Source organism: Sneathiella sp., from assembly GCF_002694385.1.
Lineage (GTDB): Bacteria > Pseudomonadota > Alphaproteobacteria > Sneathiellales > Sneathiellaceae > Sneathiella.
This window is the reverse complement of sequence record NZ_NZMB01000025.1, coordinates 1-16,313: the sequence shown is the minus strand read 5'-3', so window position 1 is coordinate 16,313 and position 16,313 is coordinate 1. Positions and strand designations below refer to the sequence as shown.

General features: G+C 52.2%; 13 protein-coding genes and 1 pseudogene. 8 read left to right on the top strand and 6 right to left on the bottom strand.

The window, feature by feature from the left end; translation table 11 throughout:
* Positions 1-600: 600 nt before the first annotated feature.
* The gene (locus CMN55_RS16510; protein WP_293951324.1) at positions 601-2,097 is read right to left on the bottom strand and encodes an aldehyde dehydrogenase; all 1,497 of its coding nucleotides are present in this window, start codon (positions 2,095-2,097) and stop codon (positions 601-603) included.
* A gap of 547 nt (positions 2,098-2,644) precedes the next feature.
* On the opposite strand from CMN55_RS16510, the gene CMN55_RS16505 reads away from it, so the two are divergent.
* Genes CMN55_RS16505 through CMN55_RS16485 form a run of 5 tightly spaced genes read left to right on the top strand, consistent with a single transcriptional unit; the run spans position 2,645 to position 7,544 of the window.
* A complete protein-coding gene (locus tag CMN55_RS16505; protein ID WP_293951322.1) occupies positions 2,645-3,481 on the top strand; it encodes an alpha/beta fold hydrolase in 837 nt (278 codons plus the stop codon).
* A 1-nt stretch (position 3,482) separates the two neighbouring features.
* Positions 3,483-3,941, top strand: coding sequence for a CoxG family protein (locus CMN55_RS16500; protein WP_293951320.1), 459 nt, complete (start codon positions 3,483-3,485; stop codon positions 3,939-3,941).
* Complete coding sequence (locus tag CMN55_RS16495; protein WP_293951319.1) at positions 3,938-4,789, top strand: FAD binding domain-containing protein; 852 nt, start codon at positions 3,938-3,940, stop codon at positions 4,787-4,789. The genes CMN55_RS16500 and CMN55_RS16495 overlap by 4 nt, the downstream gene beginning before the upstream one ends.
* Positions 4,790-4,803: 14 nt before the next feature.
* The gene (locus CMN55_RS16490; RefSeq protein ID WP_293951317.1) at positions 4,804-7,059 is read left to right on the top strand and encodes a xanthine dehydrogenase family protein molybdopterin-binding subunit; all 2,256 of its coding nucleotides are present in this window, start codon (positions 4,804-4,806) and stop codon (positions 7,057-7,059) included.
* The gene (locus CMN55_RS16485) at positions 7,056-7,544 is read left to right on the top strand and encodes a (2Fe-2S)-binding protein (protein WP_293951315.1); all 489 of its coding nucleotides are present in this window, start codon (positions 7,056-7,058) and stop codon (positions 7,542-7,544) included. The genes CMN55_RS16490 and CMN55_RS16485 overlap by 4 nt, the downstream gene beginning before the upstream one ends.
* Here CMN55_RS16485 and gcvA read toward each other — a convergent pair.
* Positions 7,541-8,440 (bottom strand): transcriptional regulator GcvA, encoded by a 900-nt coding sequence (gene gcvA, locus CMN55_RS16480; RefSeq protein WP_293951313.1) that lies wholly within the window; start codon positions 8,438-8,440, stop codon positions 7,541-7,543. The genes CMN55_RS16485 and gcvA overlap by 4 nt on opposite strands.
* 258 nt (positions 8,441-8,698) lie before the next feature.
* On the opposite strand from gcvA, the gene CMN55_RS16475 reads away from it, so the two are divergent.
* Positions 8,699-10,333 carry a GMC family oxidoreductase gene (locus CMN55_RS16475; protein ID WP_293951311.1) on the top strand — a complete coding sequence of 545 codons (1,635 nt, stop codon included), beginning with the start codon at positions 8,699-8,701 and terminating at the stop codon, positions 10,331-10,333.
* On the top strand, positions 10,330-11,277 hold the full coding sequence (locus CMN55_RS16470; RefSeq protein ID WP_293951309.1) for a PDR/VanB family oxidoreductase: 948 nt from the start codon (positions 10,330-10,332) through the stop codon (positions 11,275-11,277). The genes CMN55_RS16475 and CMN55_RS16470 overlap by 4 nt, the downstream gene beginning before the upstream one ends.
* 133 nt (positions 11,278-11,410) lie before the next feature.
* Here the strand turns inward: CMN55_RS16470 and CMN55_RS16465 are convergent, their stop codons facing one another.
* The 3 genes from CMN55_RS16465 to CMN55_RS16455 all read right to left on the bottom strand — a co-directional run bounded on the left by CMN55_RS16465 (position 11,411) and on the right by CMN55_RS16455 (position 15,130).
* Positions 11,411-12,541, bottom strand: a complete 1,131-nt coding sequence (locus CMN55_RS16465) for an aromatic ring-hydroxylating dioxygenase subunit alpha (RefSeq protein WP_293951307.1) — start codon at positions 12,539-12,541, stop codon at positions 11,411-11,413.
* A gap of 269 nt (positions 12,542-12,810) precedes the next feature.
* A complete protein-coding gene (locus CMN55_RS16460) occupies positions 12,811-13,845 on the bottom strand; it encodes a TRAP transporter substrate-binding protein (protein WP_293951305.1) in 1,035 nt (344 codons plus the stop codon).
* A gap of 19 nt (positions 13,846-13,864) precedes the next feature.
* Complete coding sequence (locus tag CMN55_RS16455) at positions 13,865-15,130, bottom strand: TRAP transporter large permease (RefSeq protein WP_293951303.1); 1,266 nt, start codon at positions 15,128-15,130, stop codon at positions 13,865-13,867.
* 376 nt (positions 15,131-15,506) lie between these two features.
* On the opposite strand from CMN55_RS16455, the gene CMN55_RS16450 reads away from it, so the two are divergent.
* Complete coding sequence (locus CMN55_RS16450) at positions 15,507-16,028, top strand: TRAP transporter small permease (RefSeq protein ID WP_293951301.1); 522 nt, start codon at positions 15,507-15,509, stop codon at positions 16,026-16,028.
* A 74-nt stretch (positions 16,029-16,102) separates the two neighbouring features.
* On the opposite strand, the pseudogene CMN55_RS17480 reads toward CMN55_RS16450, so the two are convergent.
* Positions 16,103-16,313 (bottom strand): annotated as a pseudogene (locus tag CMN55_RS17480) (IS6 family transposase); the annotation flags it as partial.

The window sequence follows — 16,313 nt, the reverse complement described above, 5'->3', positions numbered from 1 at the left end:
GAAGAAGGTCTTCGACATTGCGAAGAGAAAGCTGAAACCTGACATACATTCTCCCGCCAGGCGGATGATCTCAGGTGAGGTTTTGAAATACAGGAAGGGTTCTTTTCGTTATACGCGGAGGCTAGTTGACAAAAATCGCCATCTCACAGTTTTCTTCTGACTTTAGCGTTGCTGACGCCAGGCATGATCAGAACGAACGATCAGCGATGTATGGCGGGGTGGATCTTCTTAAACGGCGGTGTCTCCCTTGCCCATCATCGCCTACGCGAGGCATTCGCCATATGGGTGTCGCGCGTTTCCGGGGCTGTATTAATCGCCTTTGGCCTGTGGGCAGTCTCTTCCCCATTCACCTGAAGGGTTTTGCCGGTTTACATTGATGAATATGTTTCGAATGTCTGGAAGGCCATAAAAGCTCAGAGAATAACGCCCTAATTCGGACGTTACTCTCTGAGAAGAGTTGCAAGGAAAATATCTGCCGAAGATATTTTTTAAAGCATTCCAACGGGAGAATTAAAATGCTTTATATGCAACCATGATAACCCGGCATTGTTTCACAGCAAAAATGTTGGCTTTATGCTTTCACCGGATGGGCCATTCAGGTCATCCCAGCCGGAATGGGTCACGCGCGACGCCGGACAGCTCGACAAATACCGACTTCGTTTCCGTAAATTCCTTGATGGAATCAACACCATTCTCACGACCCAGACCGCTTTCCTTAAACCCGCCAAAGGGGGCCGCATAGGAGACAACGCGATAAGCATTGATCCAGACAGTCCCCGCATTCAGCCTGTGGGCGACACGATGCGCCCGGTGTACATTCTGTGTCCAGACAGCTGCCGCAAGACCGAACCGCGTGTCATTTGCTATTGAGATTGCTTCCTCTTCATCCTCGAACGAGATGACGGCAAGTATTGGCCCGAACACCTCTTCCTGGGCGATCCGCATACTGTTGTGAACCCCGGTGAAGATGGTGGGCTGAACGAAGTTTCCGCCAAGTTTGGGATCCCTCTGGCCACCGTATGAGCAGGTCGCTCCTTCAGCTTTGGCAATATCGATATATTCCATGACTTTCGTAAACTGTGGTTCGGTTGCAACCGGCCCCAGTTCCGTTGCCTCCGCCATCGGATCACCAAGTTTGATCGTCCGTGTTTTTCTGATCAGCAGATCAACAACCTGATCATGAACATTCTTCTGAACCAGTAACCTTGAACCGGCCATGCATGTCTGGCCGGTTGCCCCGAAAATCCCGGCAATGGCCCCGTTCACAGCCACCTCAAGATCCGCATCATCGAATATGACATTGGGGGATTTACCGCCAAGCTCCAGGGATACGCGCGTCAGGTTTTTGGCAGCGGCGGCCGCAATCCGCTTGCCTGTTTCCGTCGCACCGGTGAAGGCCACCTTATCAATACCCGGATGTTCCACAAGATGCGCCCCAATCGCGCCCTGGCCGGTTACAACGTTAAAGACACCCGCCGGGAAACCCGCCTCTTCAATACGTTTGGCAAGCTCAAGGGTTGAAACAGAGGTAAATTCGGATGGTTTCACGACGAAGGTGCAACCGGCGGCAAGGCCAGCAGCCAGCTTGAAGATCAGCAGCAAGCCCGGCGAATTCCAGGGCGTCACGGCGCCAATGACACCGATCGGCTCATGCCGCGTATAAATGAAGAAATTCGGACGATCCGAAGGAATGGTGCTACCCTGAAGCTTGTCACCCATTCCCGCAAAATAATAGAACCATTCCGGCAGATATTGCCATTGGCCGAGCATCTCGCGGTACAGCTTGCCATTATCGCGGCATTCGCATTGTGCAATTTCTTCGGCATCACGGGCAATGATATCACCGAGTTTACGCAACAACCGACCCCGCTCCATAGCCGTCATTTTGCCCCATGGCCCCGTATCAAACGCCGCACGCGCCGCCGCCACCGCGGCATCAACATCAGCAGTATTGCCATCCGGCACAACGGCCCACGCCCTGCCCTTGAATGGGTCATCGCTTTCCATAGTCCGGCCGGACAGGCTGGGCACCATTTTCCCATTGATATACATGCCATATTCTTTAAGGCCTTCAGCGGCCATTGCCGTATCCGACATTCAATCCCTCCTAAATGTAATTACCAGCGGCAAACCCGCTTATTTGAACAAGCCAGCGCTCTTTTTAATTGTTGAGTTTTTGACAGCCGGGTAAGGCAAGTTTGTATCGGCAAGGCGTACTGCAAACACTATGTCCGCACGCAAGTACTAGGAAGCAGTGAAGAATTAAATGTATTCTATAGATTATTCTTTATCTGATACCCTCACCAAATCCGGCTATGTCTTTTTCATGCCTAAACTTGAAAGGAGATGCCTGGATCTACAAATGATGAAATTTTTTCCTCCCCCCCAAGAATATTCAGTGGCACATGATGCCTGTCTGGATTTTTCATAGCGGTATCGGAAAAATACGTAAAAGACACTCGCCCAGCCATCCCATATCCCCGAAATGCAGGGTTTCACCTCAATCGGTGAGAATATTTTGCCCGCCGAAATTTCCTTGGGGGCTCATTAAATTCCTTTCGTTTGCGCATTACATGCCCGTCGCTCCAAAATTTTGCTGATGCGGTGGATCACTGCAAATCAAACAAAAAAAGTGGAGGCGAATGTGCTGTCCGGCATCACATCCAACGAACTTGCGACATTAACAACGGGAAGCCATCAGGTGCGTGATGGTATTTCGATCAAATATGTTCATCTGTCCAACGCGGGCGCCCCGCGGATCGCGCTGGTGCATTCGCTGGCCATGGATCACAAATTCTGGCTGCCTGTCATAAAAGAACTGGGCAAGACGGCGGAAGTCGTTGCTATTGACTGCCGGGGGCATGGCACTTCGGATAAGGCGGCGGGACCATATAACCTGGAACTGTTTGCGAATGACGTCGCTGATGTTCTTGAACATCTTGACTGGGACAAGTCGCTCATTGCCGGGGCGTCACTTGGTGGCGCTGTCGCCTTGCAATATGCCCTGAATTACCCGGACCGCACATCTGCCCTCGGCCTTATTGACACCACCTCCTGCTATGGCCCGACTGCGTCAGACGACTGGGCCAAACGGGCGCAGGCGGCGCGAACAAAAGGCCTGGAAAGCATGACGGAATTTCAGCAAAGCAGGTGGTTTTCTGACAAGTTCCGCAAAGAAAACCCAGATATCGTTCAGTTCTGCGTTGATACCTTTATCGCCAATGACCTCGATGCCTATGCAGCTACATGCCATATGCTGGGCGGATTCGACCTCCGGGACCGCCTGATAGAACTGGCAATGCCAACAGCCGTAATTGTTGGCGAAGAAGACTATGCCACCCCACTGGAAATGGCGGAAGTCCTCCACAAGGGAATTGCCGGTTCTACCCTGGAAGTCATTAAAGATGGCCGCCATCTGACCCCTCTGGAGTGCCCGGCTCTAATCGCAGACAGATTGCTTACACTCGCCCGAAAGGCCTGACATGAAATTCACAGGTAGTATCACCGTGCCGGCGCCCCGCGCGGCCGTTTTCGACAAATTGAATGACCCCCAGTTCTTTGCCTCCTGCGTCCAGGGGGTTGAGGATCTGGAAGAAATTGACCCCACGCATTACAAGGCAGTTCTCGCAACGAAAATCGCCTTTATCCGGTTCCGTTTCGATATCTCCGTCGAAATTGTCGAACAATTCCGGCCGGAACGTGTCGTTGCCAAATCTGAAGGCAAACCAATCGGCAGTGCGGGCCGGTTGTCGTCGACATCCTCGGTCACACTCTCGGAAACTGCGGATGGGACTGAGGTGGCCTATGAGATCGATATGGTCATGGCTGGAAAGCTGGGGTCCATCGGCCAGCCGGTGCTGAAATCAAAAGCCCGCGAGATGGAAAAGGAATTTGCCGCCAACCTTATTGCCGCCTTCACCCATGAGGAAGCCACGACATGACATACGAAATTCTCAAACCGGAAACCCTTCAGGATGCGTTCGGCCTGCTGGATACGGACGATCCGATGGTCCGTCCTTTTTCCGGCGGCACCGCGCTTATGCTGATGATGAAATCCGGTATTTTCAGCCCATCGCGACTGGTTGTTCTGCGGGACATCCCCGGATTGAACGGCATTAGACTGGAAGAAGACGGCAGCCTCTGGATTGGCGCCCTGACAACATTGGCAGAGTTGGAAAAGTCCGATCTCGTTGCACAGCACGCACCAGTTGTCACCCATGCGCTAAGGCATCTTTCCAACCGCCGGGTCCGCAATGTTGCCCGCATCGGCGGCGCCCTGGCGCATGGTGATCCGCATATGGATTTGCCACCGCTTCTCTCTGCCCTGAATGCCGAGGTCATCGTTGAAGGAAGCAACCAGGGACGGAGAATTTCCGTTCAGGATCTGGTCACGGGGTATTATGAAACTTCCCTTGAATCAAATGAGTTGATCGTTGCGGTCCGCATTCCATCCCAGCAAAGCTGGCAGAGTGCCTATCGCAAGTTCACTGCCCGTTCGGCGGATGACTGGCCCGCCCTTGGCGTTGCTGTTTCCCTAAACGCATCTCGGAATGAAATTCAGGACCTGCGGTTGGTTGTCGGCGCGGCGACAGAACGTCCGACACGGCTGGAACAGTCGGAAGGCATTTTGCGTCAGGAAGGCCGCTCCGGCCTTGAGCGGGCGACTGAAGCCGCCATGGCTTCGGTCGAGTTCATGGATGATGCGCATGGCTCCAGCCAATGGAAGAAAGCCTTGCTGCGGGTAGAACTGCGACGCGCCGTGCAGGAAATTCTGGACAGAAATACATAAAGGGCGAGAAGAATATGACTACGACTGAAGTTGGCCGTTCCCTTCCGCGTCTGGAAGCGCGCCAGAAAGTAACCGGCCATGGCAACTATACCCACAACATCAAATTGCCAGGGATGGTGCATGCCAAAGTATTCCGCAGCACCGTCCCCCATGGGCGCATCCTGTCAATAGACACATCTGATGCAATAGCGCTCCCGGGTGTAACAGCCGTCATCACGGGGCAGGATATCCTCAAAATTATTCCTGAGCCCTATTATGGCCCGGCCTTTCATGATCAACCCATCCTTGCGCTCGACAAGGTTCGGTATGTCGGCGAGCCTGTGGCTGTTGTCCTTGCAGAAGACCCGCGTGTGGCCGCGGAAGCCGCCGAGCTTATTTTCGCGGACTATGAGGAACTGCCCGCTGTCTATGACGAGACAGAGGCCATGACATCAAAGGCCATAGTGCATGATGAACTCAAGCCCGCAGGTACATTCCCGGACTTGAAACATCTTATCGGGCGGAAAGATACAAATATCGCCCTTGATTTCCACTTGAAGCGCGGGGATGCAGACGCCGCCTTTGCATCTGCCGAACATGTGTATGAACACAGTTTCCAGACGCAACAGACAATGCACACCCCGTTCGAGCCGCTCATATCCCTCGCGGAACCCGGAGACGGACGGGTTACCATTTATTCGGCATCGCAGAGCCCGTCCTTTGCAAGGTCCGAAGTGGCCCGGCTGTTGGGCTGGCCCGAAAATCGCGTACAAGTCAAGGTGGGGCATCTTGGTGGCGGGTTTGGCGCGAAACTCTATATCAAACTCGAAGCCCTGGTGGCAGCACTGGCCCTACTGGTCCGCCGTCCCGTCCGGCTTTCTCTGTCAATGGAAGAGCAGTTCTATACCATTACAAAACATGCCAGCACATTCCATATAAAAAGTGCCGTTGACAAGGATGGACGCATCACCGCCCGCAAATGCGAAGTGATCTGGAACGGTGGTGCATATGCCGACATCGGTCCGCGCGTGACACAGAAATCAGGGTTTACGGCAACAGGCCCATATGACATTGAGTCTGCGGACATCGACAGCTATGCGCTCTATACCAACCGGCCGCCTGCCGGGGCATTGCGGGGATTTGGCATCCCCCAGCTCGTTTGGGCTTATGAAAGCCATACGGACCTGATAGCCCGCGATCTCGGAATTGATCCGGTGGAGTTCAGGCGCCGTAATATACTTCGCGATGGCCGCCCGCATGTAACCGGGACCATCATGAAGGATGCCGCAATTGACGCAGTTCTTGAAACACTGGCCAAGCGGATGGATTGGGACGCCCCCTTCGATCATGGTTCCGGCACCCTCAAACGTGGCCGGGGTATCGCAATCGGTTTCAAGGCCTGCGTATCCCCCACAACATCAGTGGCCTCTGTTTCAGTCTCGGCAGATGGCAGTGCCACACTTTATCTGTCGACGGTTGATATGGGCCAAGGCTCTGATACCGCCATGTCCCAGATTGTTGCCGAAGTTCTCGCTATCCGGACGGAAGATGTTCGCGTCATAAATCCGGATACGGATATCACCCCCTATGACATGGCCACGCTCGGTTCACGCTCGACCTTCCATATGGGCAACGCAGTTCGAAAAGCGGCCGAGCATGCCCGTGAACAGCTCTTGGAAATGGCAGAAAAAGTCGGTCTTCCCAAAAAGAACACTCTCAATGTGCCGGAAATCTTCCGTCATGCCTATGGAATGCAGGCAGGAACTGTCATTGGTGTCGGCACGTATATTCCAACCTATGCCTCTCCGGATAAGGACGGTTTGTCCGATAATGTGACCCCTTTCTGGATGATCGGCGGAACCGGTGTCGAGGTTGAGGTGGATACCGAAACTGGCCAGATCAAATTGCTGAAAATGGTTAATGCCGCAGATATGGGAAATCCACTCAATCCGCGTATCGTTGAAACTCAGCTATCCGGCGCGGCGATCATGCAACTCGGCTTTACGGTATCAGAGGAAATGATCCTCGATGGCGGGCAGGTTACAAATGCGTCCCTCGCGGATTACAAGATTCCGGGCATCCGGGATATCCCCCCGCATATTGAAAACCATATTGTCGAAGCCTACACCCATGATGGCCCCTTCGGTGCCAAAGGGGTTGGCGAAAGCGCCACATTCGGGGTGTCACCTGCCGTTGCGGAAGCCATCCATGACGCCTGTGGCGTCCGATTGACCAAATTGCCGATGACGGCAGAAGTCCTCTACAAAGCCTTACACGGAGAGCAGGAATGACAAAGCGTTCCATAACCTTTTATTTAAACGGCCGGCCGGTTGAGGCCTATGTTTCACCAAAAGACACGCTTGTCGACTTGCTCAGAAATCTGGATCATTTCGGCGCCCGCGAAAGCTGCGGGCAGGGCCTCTGTGGATGCTGTACGGTTTTGGTAAACGGGACATCCGTTTCCGGCTGTCTGGAACTTGCGGAGCTCATCGAAGGAAAAAATCTCGATACGATTGAAGGGCTGGATGCCGGAGGTGAACTGTCCGTTGTGCAACAGGCCTTCATTGATGCCGGGGCATTCCAATGCGGCTTCTGTACATCAGGCTTCATTCTGATGGTGGAACAGCTTCTTGATGAAAACGACAGCCCGACGCCGGATGAGGCGCGCGACTATCTCAGTGGCAATCTCTGCCGGTGTGCAGCATATCCGGAAATTCTCGATGCCGTTCAATTGGCGGCGGACAAACGGAAAAGTCTGCAGAAAGAGCCCGCCTAAACCTTTATATCAAAGCTTTTAATGAACCAGTCGCGGAAGATTTCCACTCTCTTCAATCCTTCGCTGCGGGCCGGAATAACAAGGTGGTACCTGAAATATGACCGGTGACGGATAGTAAAGGGTTCCACCAGTCGGCCGGCCGCCATGTCCGGTCCGACGACCGAGGAACGGCCCATCATGATACCGAGACCATCAATCGTTGCATGCAGCGAGGTAATCAGATAATCGCTATTGATTTCATTGGCAAACTTCAACCCGCGAACTCCCACTTTCGCAAGCCAGAATGGCCATTCATCCTGCAAAATCAGGGAAGACGTGCGGATCACAGGATAATGGATCAGATCCTCCGGCCGTCTTAAGGTCGGATTGTTTTTGAGAAGGTCGGGGCTGATTACGGGAAAGACTTCTTCTTCATCCATGGCCATGGAGGTTACCCCTTCCCAACCGCCAGTGCCATGCCAGATAGCGACATCAAAGTCATTATGAAACTGTGCTTCAAATGACTGTATTGTTTTCAGATTCAGATCAATATCAGGATGTTCTCTTTGGAATTCCGGCAGGATCGGCAGCAACCGCTTCACCGCGAATGTACCAAGGCACTGCACAGTCAGAGTCCGCTCGTCCGAGCTTTCAGCCGCACGGTCTGTCGCATTCGACAGTGCAAATATCGCCGCGCGGACAGACTCCTGATACGCCTCCGCTGTTTTGGTCAGAGTCAGGTTATTATTGCTGCGAATGAACAGGCGGGTCCCGATAATCTGTTCAAGGTTTTTGATCTGATGACTTATCGCCGTTGGCGTAAGATTCAACTCAACTGCCGCCTGAGTAAAACTCAGATGGCGAGCAGATGCCTCAAAGGCACGTAAGCTCATCAATGAAGGTAACCTGGTGCGCATATCTCATTTTACCTTATAATTGTTTAATTTTAGATACTTAGGCATTAATTGTCAATTTATCGATCCGCAGGATCCACGGACTGCCTCTCCCTTTTCAGGGCAGTCTACTGCGGTCGGCATCCGCCCTGTCAAGACAAACAGGCAACCACCGAAAACTGTTCATCTTCCTCCAAAAATATTTTCAAGGAAGTATTTGATTTCAATGATTTATTGTTCATTCCCGTAGACGAAAACATAAGAAGAAAGACGGAGGGAAGCGTGGCCGGTAATCTCGATTTTGGTAGTTACGATTATATCATCATAGGTGCAGGCTCTGCAGGTTGCGTTCTGGCCAACCGCCTTTCCGCAGATCCGAAAAACAAGGTTTGCCTGATCGAAGCAGGCGGCAAGGATCGGAATCCTTGGATTCATCTGCCCATCGGATATTTCTATACGTTTGACAATCCCTCAACTGACTGGCGATTTAGGACAGAGCCGGATCCGGGCCTTAATGGACGGGTGTTGAAGTACCCCCGGGGGAAAGTTCTCGGCGGTTCATCCTCCATTAACGGCATGGTGTATATCCGCGGTCATGCGCGTGATTATGACACCTGGGCACAGATGGGGAACCGGGGTTGGAGCTGGGATGATGTCCTGCCCTACTTCCGCCGTTCGGAAGATCATGAGAAGGGCGAAAACGAAAATCATGGCGCGGGCGGTGAATTGCGCGTGGAAGGTTTGCGGGCCAATTGGGAAATTCTTGATGCCTTCCATGATGCGGCAATTGAGCGAGGGATGCAACCGCGCGCAGACTTCAACGAAGGCAACAACGAGGGTATAGGCTATTTTCAGGTGACGCAAAAGGGCGGCCGCCGCATGAGCACCGCGCGGGCCTTTCTGCGCCCTGCCAAAAATCGGCCGAACCTGACAGTGCTAACAAAAATGCGCGCCGATAAGCTGATTTTCAGGAATAATCGTGCCGTTGGTGTGGAGTTGACCGGCCATAAAGGCACCGGAAGTGCCACAGCACACCGTGAGGTGATCCTCTCTGCAGGCGCCGTCGGCTCGCCGCATATCCTTCAGATTTCCGGTGTTGGCGATAAGACTGTTCTCTCAGACATCGGCGTTCCAGTTGTCGCTGATCTCACTGGTGTGGGCCGTAATCTGCAGGATCATCCCGCTTTGCGCACCGTCTATCGCGTCAGCAATACACGCACATTGAATGAACAATCCCGTAGTCTGTTCGGCAAGGCGATGATGGGGCTGGAATGGCTGGCACTGCGCCGTGGCCCACTCACCATTCCTCCTGCGCTTGTCTGCGGGTTTGCCCGCTCCAAACCAAATCTCGAGATTCCGGATCTGCAGATCGTCTGTTATCCGCTCAGCTTTGATGCAACCGGCGATCCGCCCCATCCCTATCCCGGTTTTACCGCTGGCGTCTGCATGGTAAAACCCAAAAGCCGCGGGGAAGTCATGGCGAGAACATCAAACCCGGCGGATGCTCCAGCAATCCGGCTCAACTTCTTTTCCGATCCGGATGATCTTGAGGCCGGTGTCGCCGGCGTTGAATTGATCCGGAAGATATGCAGCGCCCCCAGCATGGACCGTTTCAAGCTTGAAGAAACCATTCCTGGCGCCCGCTTCGAGAGCAGAGACGATATAGCAGCCAGTATCGGCAATTTTGCCGCAACGATTTTTCACCCCGTTGGCACCTGCAAAATGGGACATGATCCCAATGCGGTGGTCGATGACCGGCTGCGCGTGCACGGCCTTCAGGGGCTGCGCGTTGTAGACGCATCGATCATGCCGACAATTATCAATGGCAATACAAATGCCACAACAATCATGATCGCCGAAAAAGCCTCGGACATGATTCTTGAAGATATGAACAGTATGGAAAGTATTTCGGCGTGAGACAAAAAACCCGCATACAAAACATCGTTCAGGAAGTTCCGGGAATTCATTCATTCTATCTTGAACCGGTTGATGGTTCACAGCTCGTTCCCTTTACACCCGGCGCGCATATTGATGTCTTCCTTGATGAAGGTCTTATTCGCTCCTATTCGCTGATCAATACAACGGATGAAAGCAGACGCTATCACATTGCCGTAAAACAGGAGACGGAAGGGCGTGGCGGTTCCAGGAAAATGCATCAGCTTGAAATTGGTCAGGAACTGGAAGTAAGCGAACCGCGCAATAACTTCCCGCTTGCCGATCCCCCGGGACAGAGCATCCTGCTGGCCGGTGGCATCGGTATCACACCGATCTACGGGATGGCAAAACATCTGGCGGCCCTGCGCGCGCCTTTCAAGCTGCATTATCTGGTCCGCAGCGCTCAGGACGCGGCTTTTCTGAATGAGCTCAGGGAAGAATTTGACGACCGGCTTGTTTCTGCTCTTGGCCTTGATGTAGAGGCTGTGACATCGCATCTTGAAAGGTTGCTTAGCTCAGAACCTGCGGGCACGCATCTATATATTTGCGGCCCCACACCACTCATGGACCTGGGCCGGAAAATTGCCGCCAAATATCCGGCAATCAATCTTCACCTTGAGTATTTCTCAGCCGATCCGGCACTCGACCAGCTTCCAAAAGGTACATTCCAGGTAAAGCTGGCCAGAACCGGCCGGACCATCACTATTCCCGAAGGGCGCACGATTATCGAAGTGCTGGCGGAGAATGATCTTGTTATCGAAACGTCCTGTGAACAGGGTATCTGCGGCATCTGCATGACAAAGGTGCTGGAAGGGACGCCGGATCACCGGGACATGCTCATGACCGATGAAGAACATGCCGCAAATGATCAGATGACAATCTGCGTTTCACGATCTATCGGTCCTCTTCTCGTGCTTGATTTATAACCTGCCTGGATACGCATCAGCATTCCCGTTTTCAACAGCGCAAAACTGGTTATCACCATAAAAAAGAGGGGGTCGCAAATACTGCACCCCCTCTTGTTTTATGACCGCCATTTTTGACTATGGCCTGTCAGGATTACTGTCCTTCGTCTTTCATCAGACGATCAAGAACCCTCTGATAGCGCGCCGGACCGACATCCACGCTCAGCAGTACGGGTTTTACAGAATCCCCGGCCTGATCCATGACAATCTGCTGGGCCTCGATGACAGGGACATCCTGATCGGCAAAGGCGAAGGTCCGCATTTCATAAATGTTATTGCGAATTCTTCTGTTTTGCTCATCACCCGTCAGAACATTCCAGCGCGCCGCCGTGTAGTTATAGTGCGTTGTCCTGTCAGTCTCCGGCGTGAGAAGATGAATGGCATAGTAGCCCGTTCCTTTCTCTTTCGGTTCACCGACCTTGCTGACGCCAAACTCCAGAATGAGATTGCTGGGCGCATACCATGAAATCGAGTTCCATTGATCGCCACGCTCGAAGCCTTCAGGGCTCATCATCTGCAGAATTCCGGGTGATTCCGCATTCTGACAATTACGGCTTACGGTAACGGTATCCCCGTCCTGCTCAACGACAACATCTGCGGCAACCGTATCCGCATTCCCAAGGATACCGGCATGTACATAGTTGATGTGGCTAAGATCCAGCAGGTTGTCGACAACCAGCTCGTAGTTAGCCGCTACATTGAGGTAACCCGGACGGGTCACATGCAATTCCGGCCGGTCATCAAGGCAGCTGTAGTCCGGGATTTTGTCCGGGTCAGCAGGCTTGTCCCCCATCCAGATCCAGACCAGAGTGTGACGCTCAACAACCGGGAAGCTTTTAAGATGCGCCGCATTTGGAATGCTGCAATTGCCATGCGGGTTCTTGACACAATGACCATCCGCGCCAAATTCAAGACCGTGGTAAATACATTGCACCCGATCACCCGGCAGCAGTTTCCCCATGGAAAGCGGTGCAAATCTGTGAGAACACCGGTCAATGATTGCCGCAACGCTGCCATCTTCCTTGCGGAAAAACAGGATAGGTTCATTCAGGATTGTCCGGTGCATCAATTGACCTTCGTCCAGATCACTTGAGAACATCGCGACATACCAGGTATTGCGCAGGAATTTTGCCTCCTTCACCGGCCCCTTTCCTACATTTGTCCGGGGGAACTCAACCTTTTCGACGGCTGCGAAGGATTTTGTGGCTGATTGATCGGAGCTCATTATGCTCTATCTCCCATTTTCTAATTTAATAAATGCTTGAATTTTGACGATATTCTATTTGAAGCTCCTGCTTTCACCATTGAAAAATCATAATGAGAGACTTCAAAGAAATTCATCTACAGTAAAACGGCTAAACCCCGCCCTGCTGATGTCCATCTCCAATGGAGGCGGCATTTTCAACATCGGGACGGGATCTAGCACATGTCGGCAACTCAGCTAACGTCATGCATATGCAGAACTGTCGCCTTACTGCATTCCAACAGAAACCCTTAGTTGGTATGAACCTGTTTCAGAGCGTTCTGCAGGGCCCGCCATACTGGTTCGGTCTTGTCGTTTTCAGCAAGGTACTGCTCGCCGATCGGAGAAACTGTCGCAAACAGCTCCTTACGGGCTTCCGGTTCCAGCTCAACAATTGTCACACCAGCATCGGCCCATTCCTTATCGGCCTTCTTGGCATATTCAATGCCGATATCTGTGGCTTCATCCTGGATGTCCCGGGCAGCTTCCATAACAATCGTCCGGAGGTCTTCCGGCAGGGTCTGAAGCCATGTGGAGCTTACGGTTACAACGCCAAACACCATACCGGTCTGGTCTTTAAACACATGCTTTGTGGTATCGTAGAACTTCATGCCGCCCATTACCACCATGCTGGTCCGCGCGGCATCCACCGTACCAGTCTGGATTGCAGACAAAGCCTGTGTAAAGTCAACGGAAACCCCGACCATGCCGAGCTTGGCGGCCAGTTCCTGTTCCAGCTTGGTCGCCAGGACGCGAACTTTCAGTCCTTTGAGGTCATCCAGGGTCTTGAGAGGCTTGACCGATGCAATGGCTGTCGGGCCGTAGACCCAGAGATTACCGACCTCGACACCGGCTGATTTTGCCAGATTGAGATAAATTTCCTGAAATTCGGGTGTGGTAACAGCCGCATGCGCCTGCTCGACACTCTCGAAAATACCTGGTGCATCCAGCACCTGGAAGCCAGGATTCAGACCTGCCAGATAATTCGGGGGAGTGACGAAGGCTTCCTGCGTGCCAAACTGCATCCCCTCGATCTGGCGACCAGCGGAACCAAGCTGACCCGCCGGATAGACTTCAGTCGCAATGCGGCCTTCACTCCGCTTGCTCACTTCTTCGGCAAACCGCTTGCCAACAGCATGGATCGGGTCGTTGATCGTCAGGAAGCCGACCTTCATCTTGTATGTATCCGCAAGTGCCAGGTTTCCGGCACCGGCCAATACCAGCGTAGAGAGCGTGAAGGCGGTTAGTCCCTTCTTCATGGCTCGTGAAACAATTGATTGCAACATTCTGTACCTCCTCTTTGTTTTATAAAATGTCCAACAAAAATAATGATATAGATGGGAATATGGTGATAATGGCCAGGCCAAAGCCATACACAACAAGCAGTGGCAGCACGCCTTTGTAGATTTCATGTGTGGGCACTTTAAGTGATGCCTGTGCCACAAAGATATTCAGGCCGAATGGCGGCGAGAACATACCGATGCTTAGATTAACCGTCATGATCAATCCGAAATGAACCAGGTCAATGCCCAGGCTCTGGGCAATCGGGGCCAAGAGCGGCGTCAGGACCAGAATGGCCGAAACCGGATCAAGGACGCAGCCGACAATCAGCAGCAGAACGTTCACGATGAGCAAATAAGACCATTTGGATAAACCGAGATCTTGAATTGTTGCGGCTATCTGGCCCGGGATTCCCTGGGTCGTTACCAACCACGAGATGACGCCTGCCGCACAGACAAGTAGCAATATCTGACCGGTCAGCGCCGCCGATCCGATAGAAATACGCCAGACTTCCGCAAAGGACAAATCGCGGTAGATAAACAGCGAGACAACCAATGCATATACGCATGCAATGCCGGCGGCCTCTGTTGGAGAAAAAACCCCTGCATATATGCCGCCAAGAACAATGGCCGGCATCAACAGCGCCCAAAAACCGCGGCGCGTTGTCGTAAGCACGCGGGAGAAATTGAAGGATTGTCCTTCCCGAATACCCTGCCGAGATGCATACAGATAGGAATATCCACCCAGCAGGATTGCCAGAAATATCCCCGGAATTACGCCCGCCAGAAACAGATCGGCTATCGACTGTTCTGCGGATGCAGCATACAGGATCATGGCAATTGAGGGCGGAATGACAATGGCAATGCCGCCCGCTGCGGTAACCAGTCCACTTGAAAAGCGGGTGTTATACCCACTCTCTTTCAGGATCGGGTACATCATTCTGCCGACGGCCGCCACAGTCGCGGGCGATGATCCGCTCACGGCGCCAAAGATGGTGCTAGCACCAACTGTCGCCATCGGCACAGATCCGTGATGCTTGCCAAAAATTGCAAGAACCCAGTCTATAAGGCGCTTGGACATGGACCCGCGCGCCATAAGTTCCCCCGCAAAGATGAAATAGGGAATGGCCAGCAGGGAGAATTTATCGATGCTACCGAAAATAACCTGCTGCACGACTGCCAGCGGGATGTTGTTCCCGGAGAGAATCCACATGGAGAGTCCAAGCAGGAACACGAAAATCGTTCCGCCCGCAAACAAAAAGGCAAAGGAACTGATAGTCACAACCCACATTAAGGACTTACCCCCTATTTCATCATTGCTGCGGCTTCATTAGGCGAGCCCGCATTAAAAAGCGACGTCATGAATTCAGTACGTCGCGATCCGATCGATCATTTGTGTTTCGATCTTTTGCGTTTTGCCGGTGATTTAGATCCCGGCAATCGTATGATTAATGCGCAATGCATTCATGACGCTATTGCATAACTCGAAGACCCGGAAACTCGTACTGAAATATTTTGGTGCGCGCCCCCAAGATATTTCTTTTGGGGTAAATCAAACGAAATGCGTTAGAATACGATTAGTACAAATAATAAGTACACAAATGTTCAAGGGGCAGTATTATATATGCCACCCCCTTGTCATCGAGAATTAAGGGCCAAGTCAGACGATGAAGTATCTTGAAATTTTTGTGGGATTTTTCTGCGCACTATTAATGTTCGTCGCTGTAGGCGTCAATTTTACGAACGTTGTAGCACGCTATGTCTTTCTAAATCCATTCGGATGGGTTGAAGAGTTATTGGTATATATCAATATCTGGATGGTTTTTCTTGGCGCTGGCATTATTGCGCTTCGCGATCAACACTTAAAGATGGATATTCTTCGCAGCTTATTTCCAAAAATATTAGATCGACCAATAGATTTCATCATCATTACTATGACAGCATTTGTGTGCGGATTTGTCGTTTGGATTTCTTATAATTTCGTCACCCGTGTTTATACAATGGGGCAGAAGTCCATTATTCTGGATGTGCCCATGTATATTCCGCATCTTGCCATATTGGCCGGGTTTTCCCTGATGACAGTCGCCGCGCTGTATCATCTCGTGAAAATATTCCGCAAGGACAAAACCTCTGCATCTTCGATGGCATCACCAGCGGATGCACATTCAACTGGTAACTTGCAGCCCTGATTACCCCCATCGGAGGTGTCAGACGAATGCGCCCTCGTCTCTGTATGGCGTGGAATGGCGATATGGCGCCACTATTATGTCGCGCTAAGTTGCTGCCACTCGGCCAGGGCTGAGGTTCTTTGAAGCTTGAATGTTTCTCTGTTGTTTAAGTGGCAGTCATGGTTGAAGTAATTATGGAGTGATGAGTGGATTGAGACAAATTTCTGCAAACTTCGCAGTTGCCTGAATTTTAGCACTGCCTGCTCTCGTCGTCGGAACGCGAGGTGGGTGTTTTCGCAGCAATTG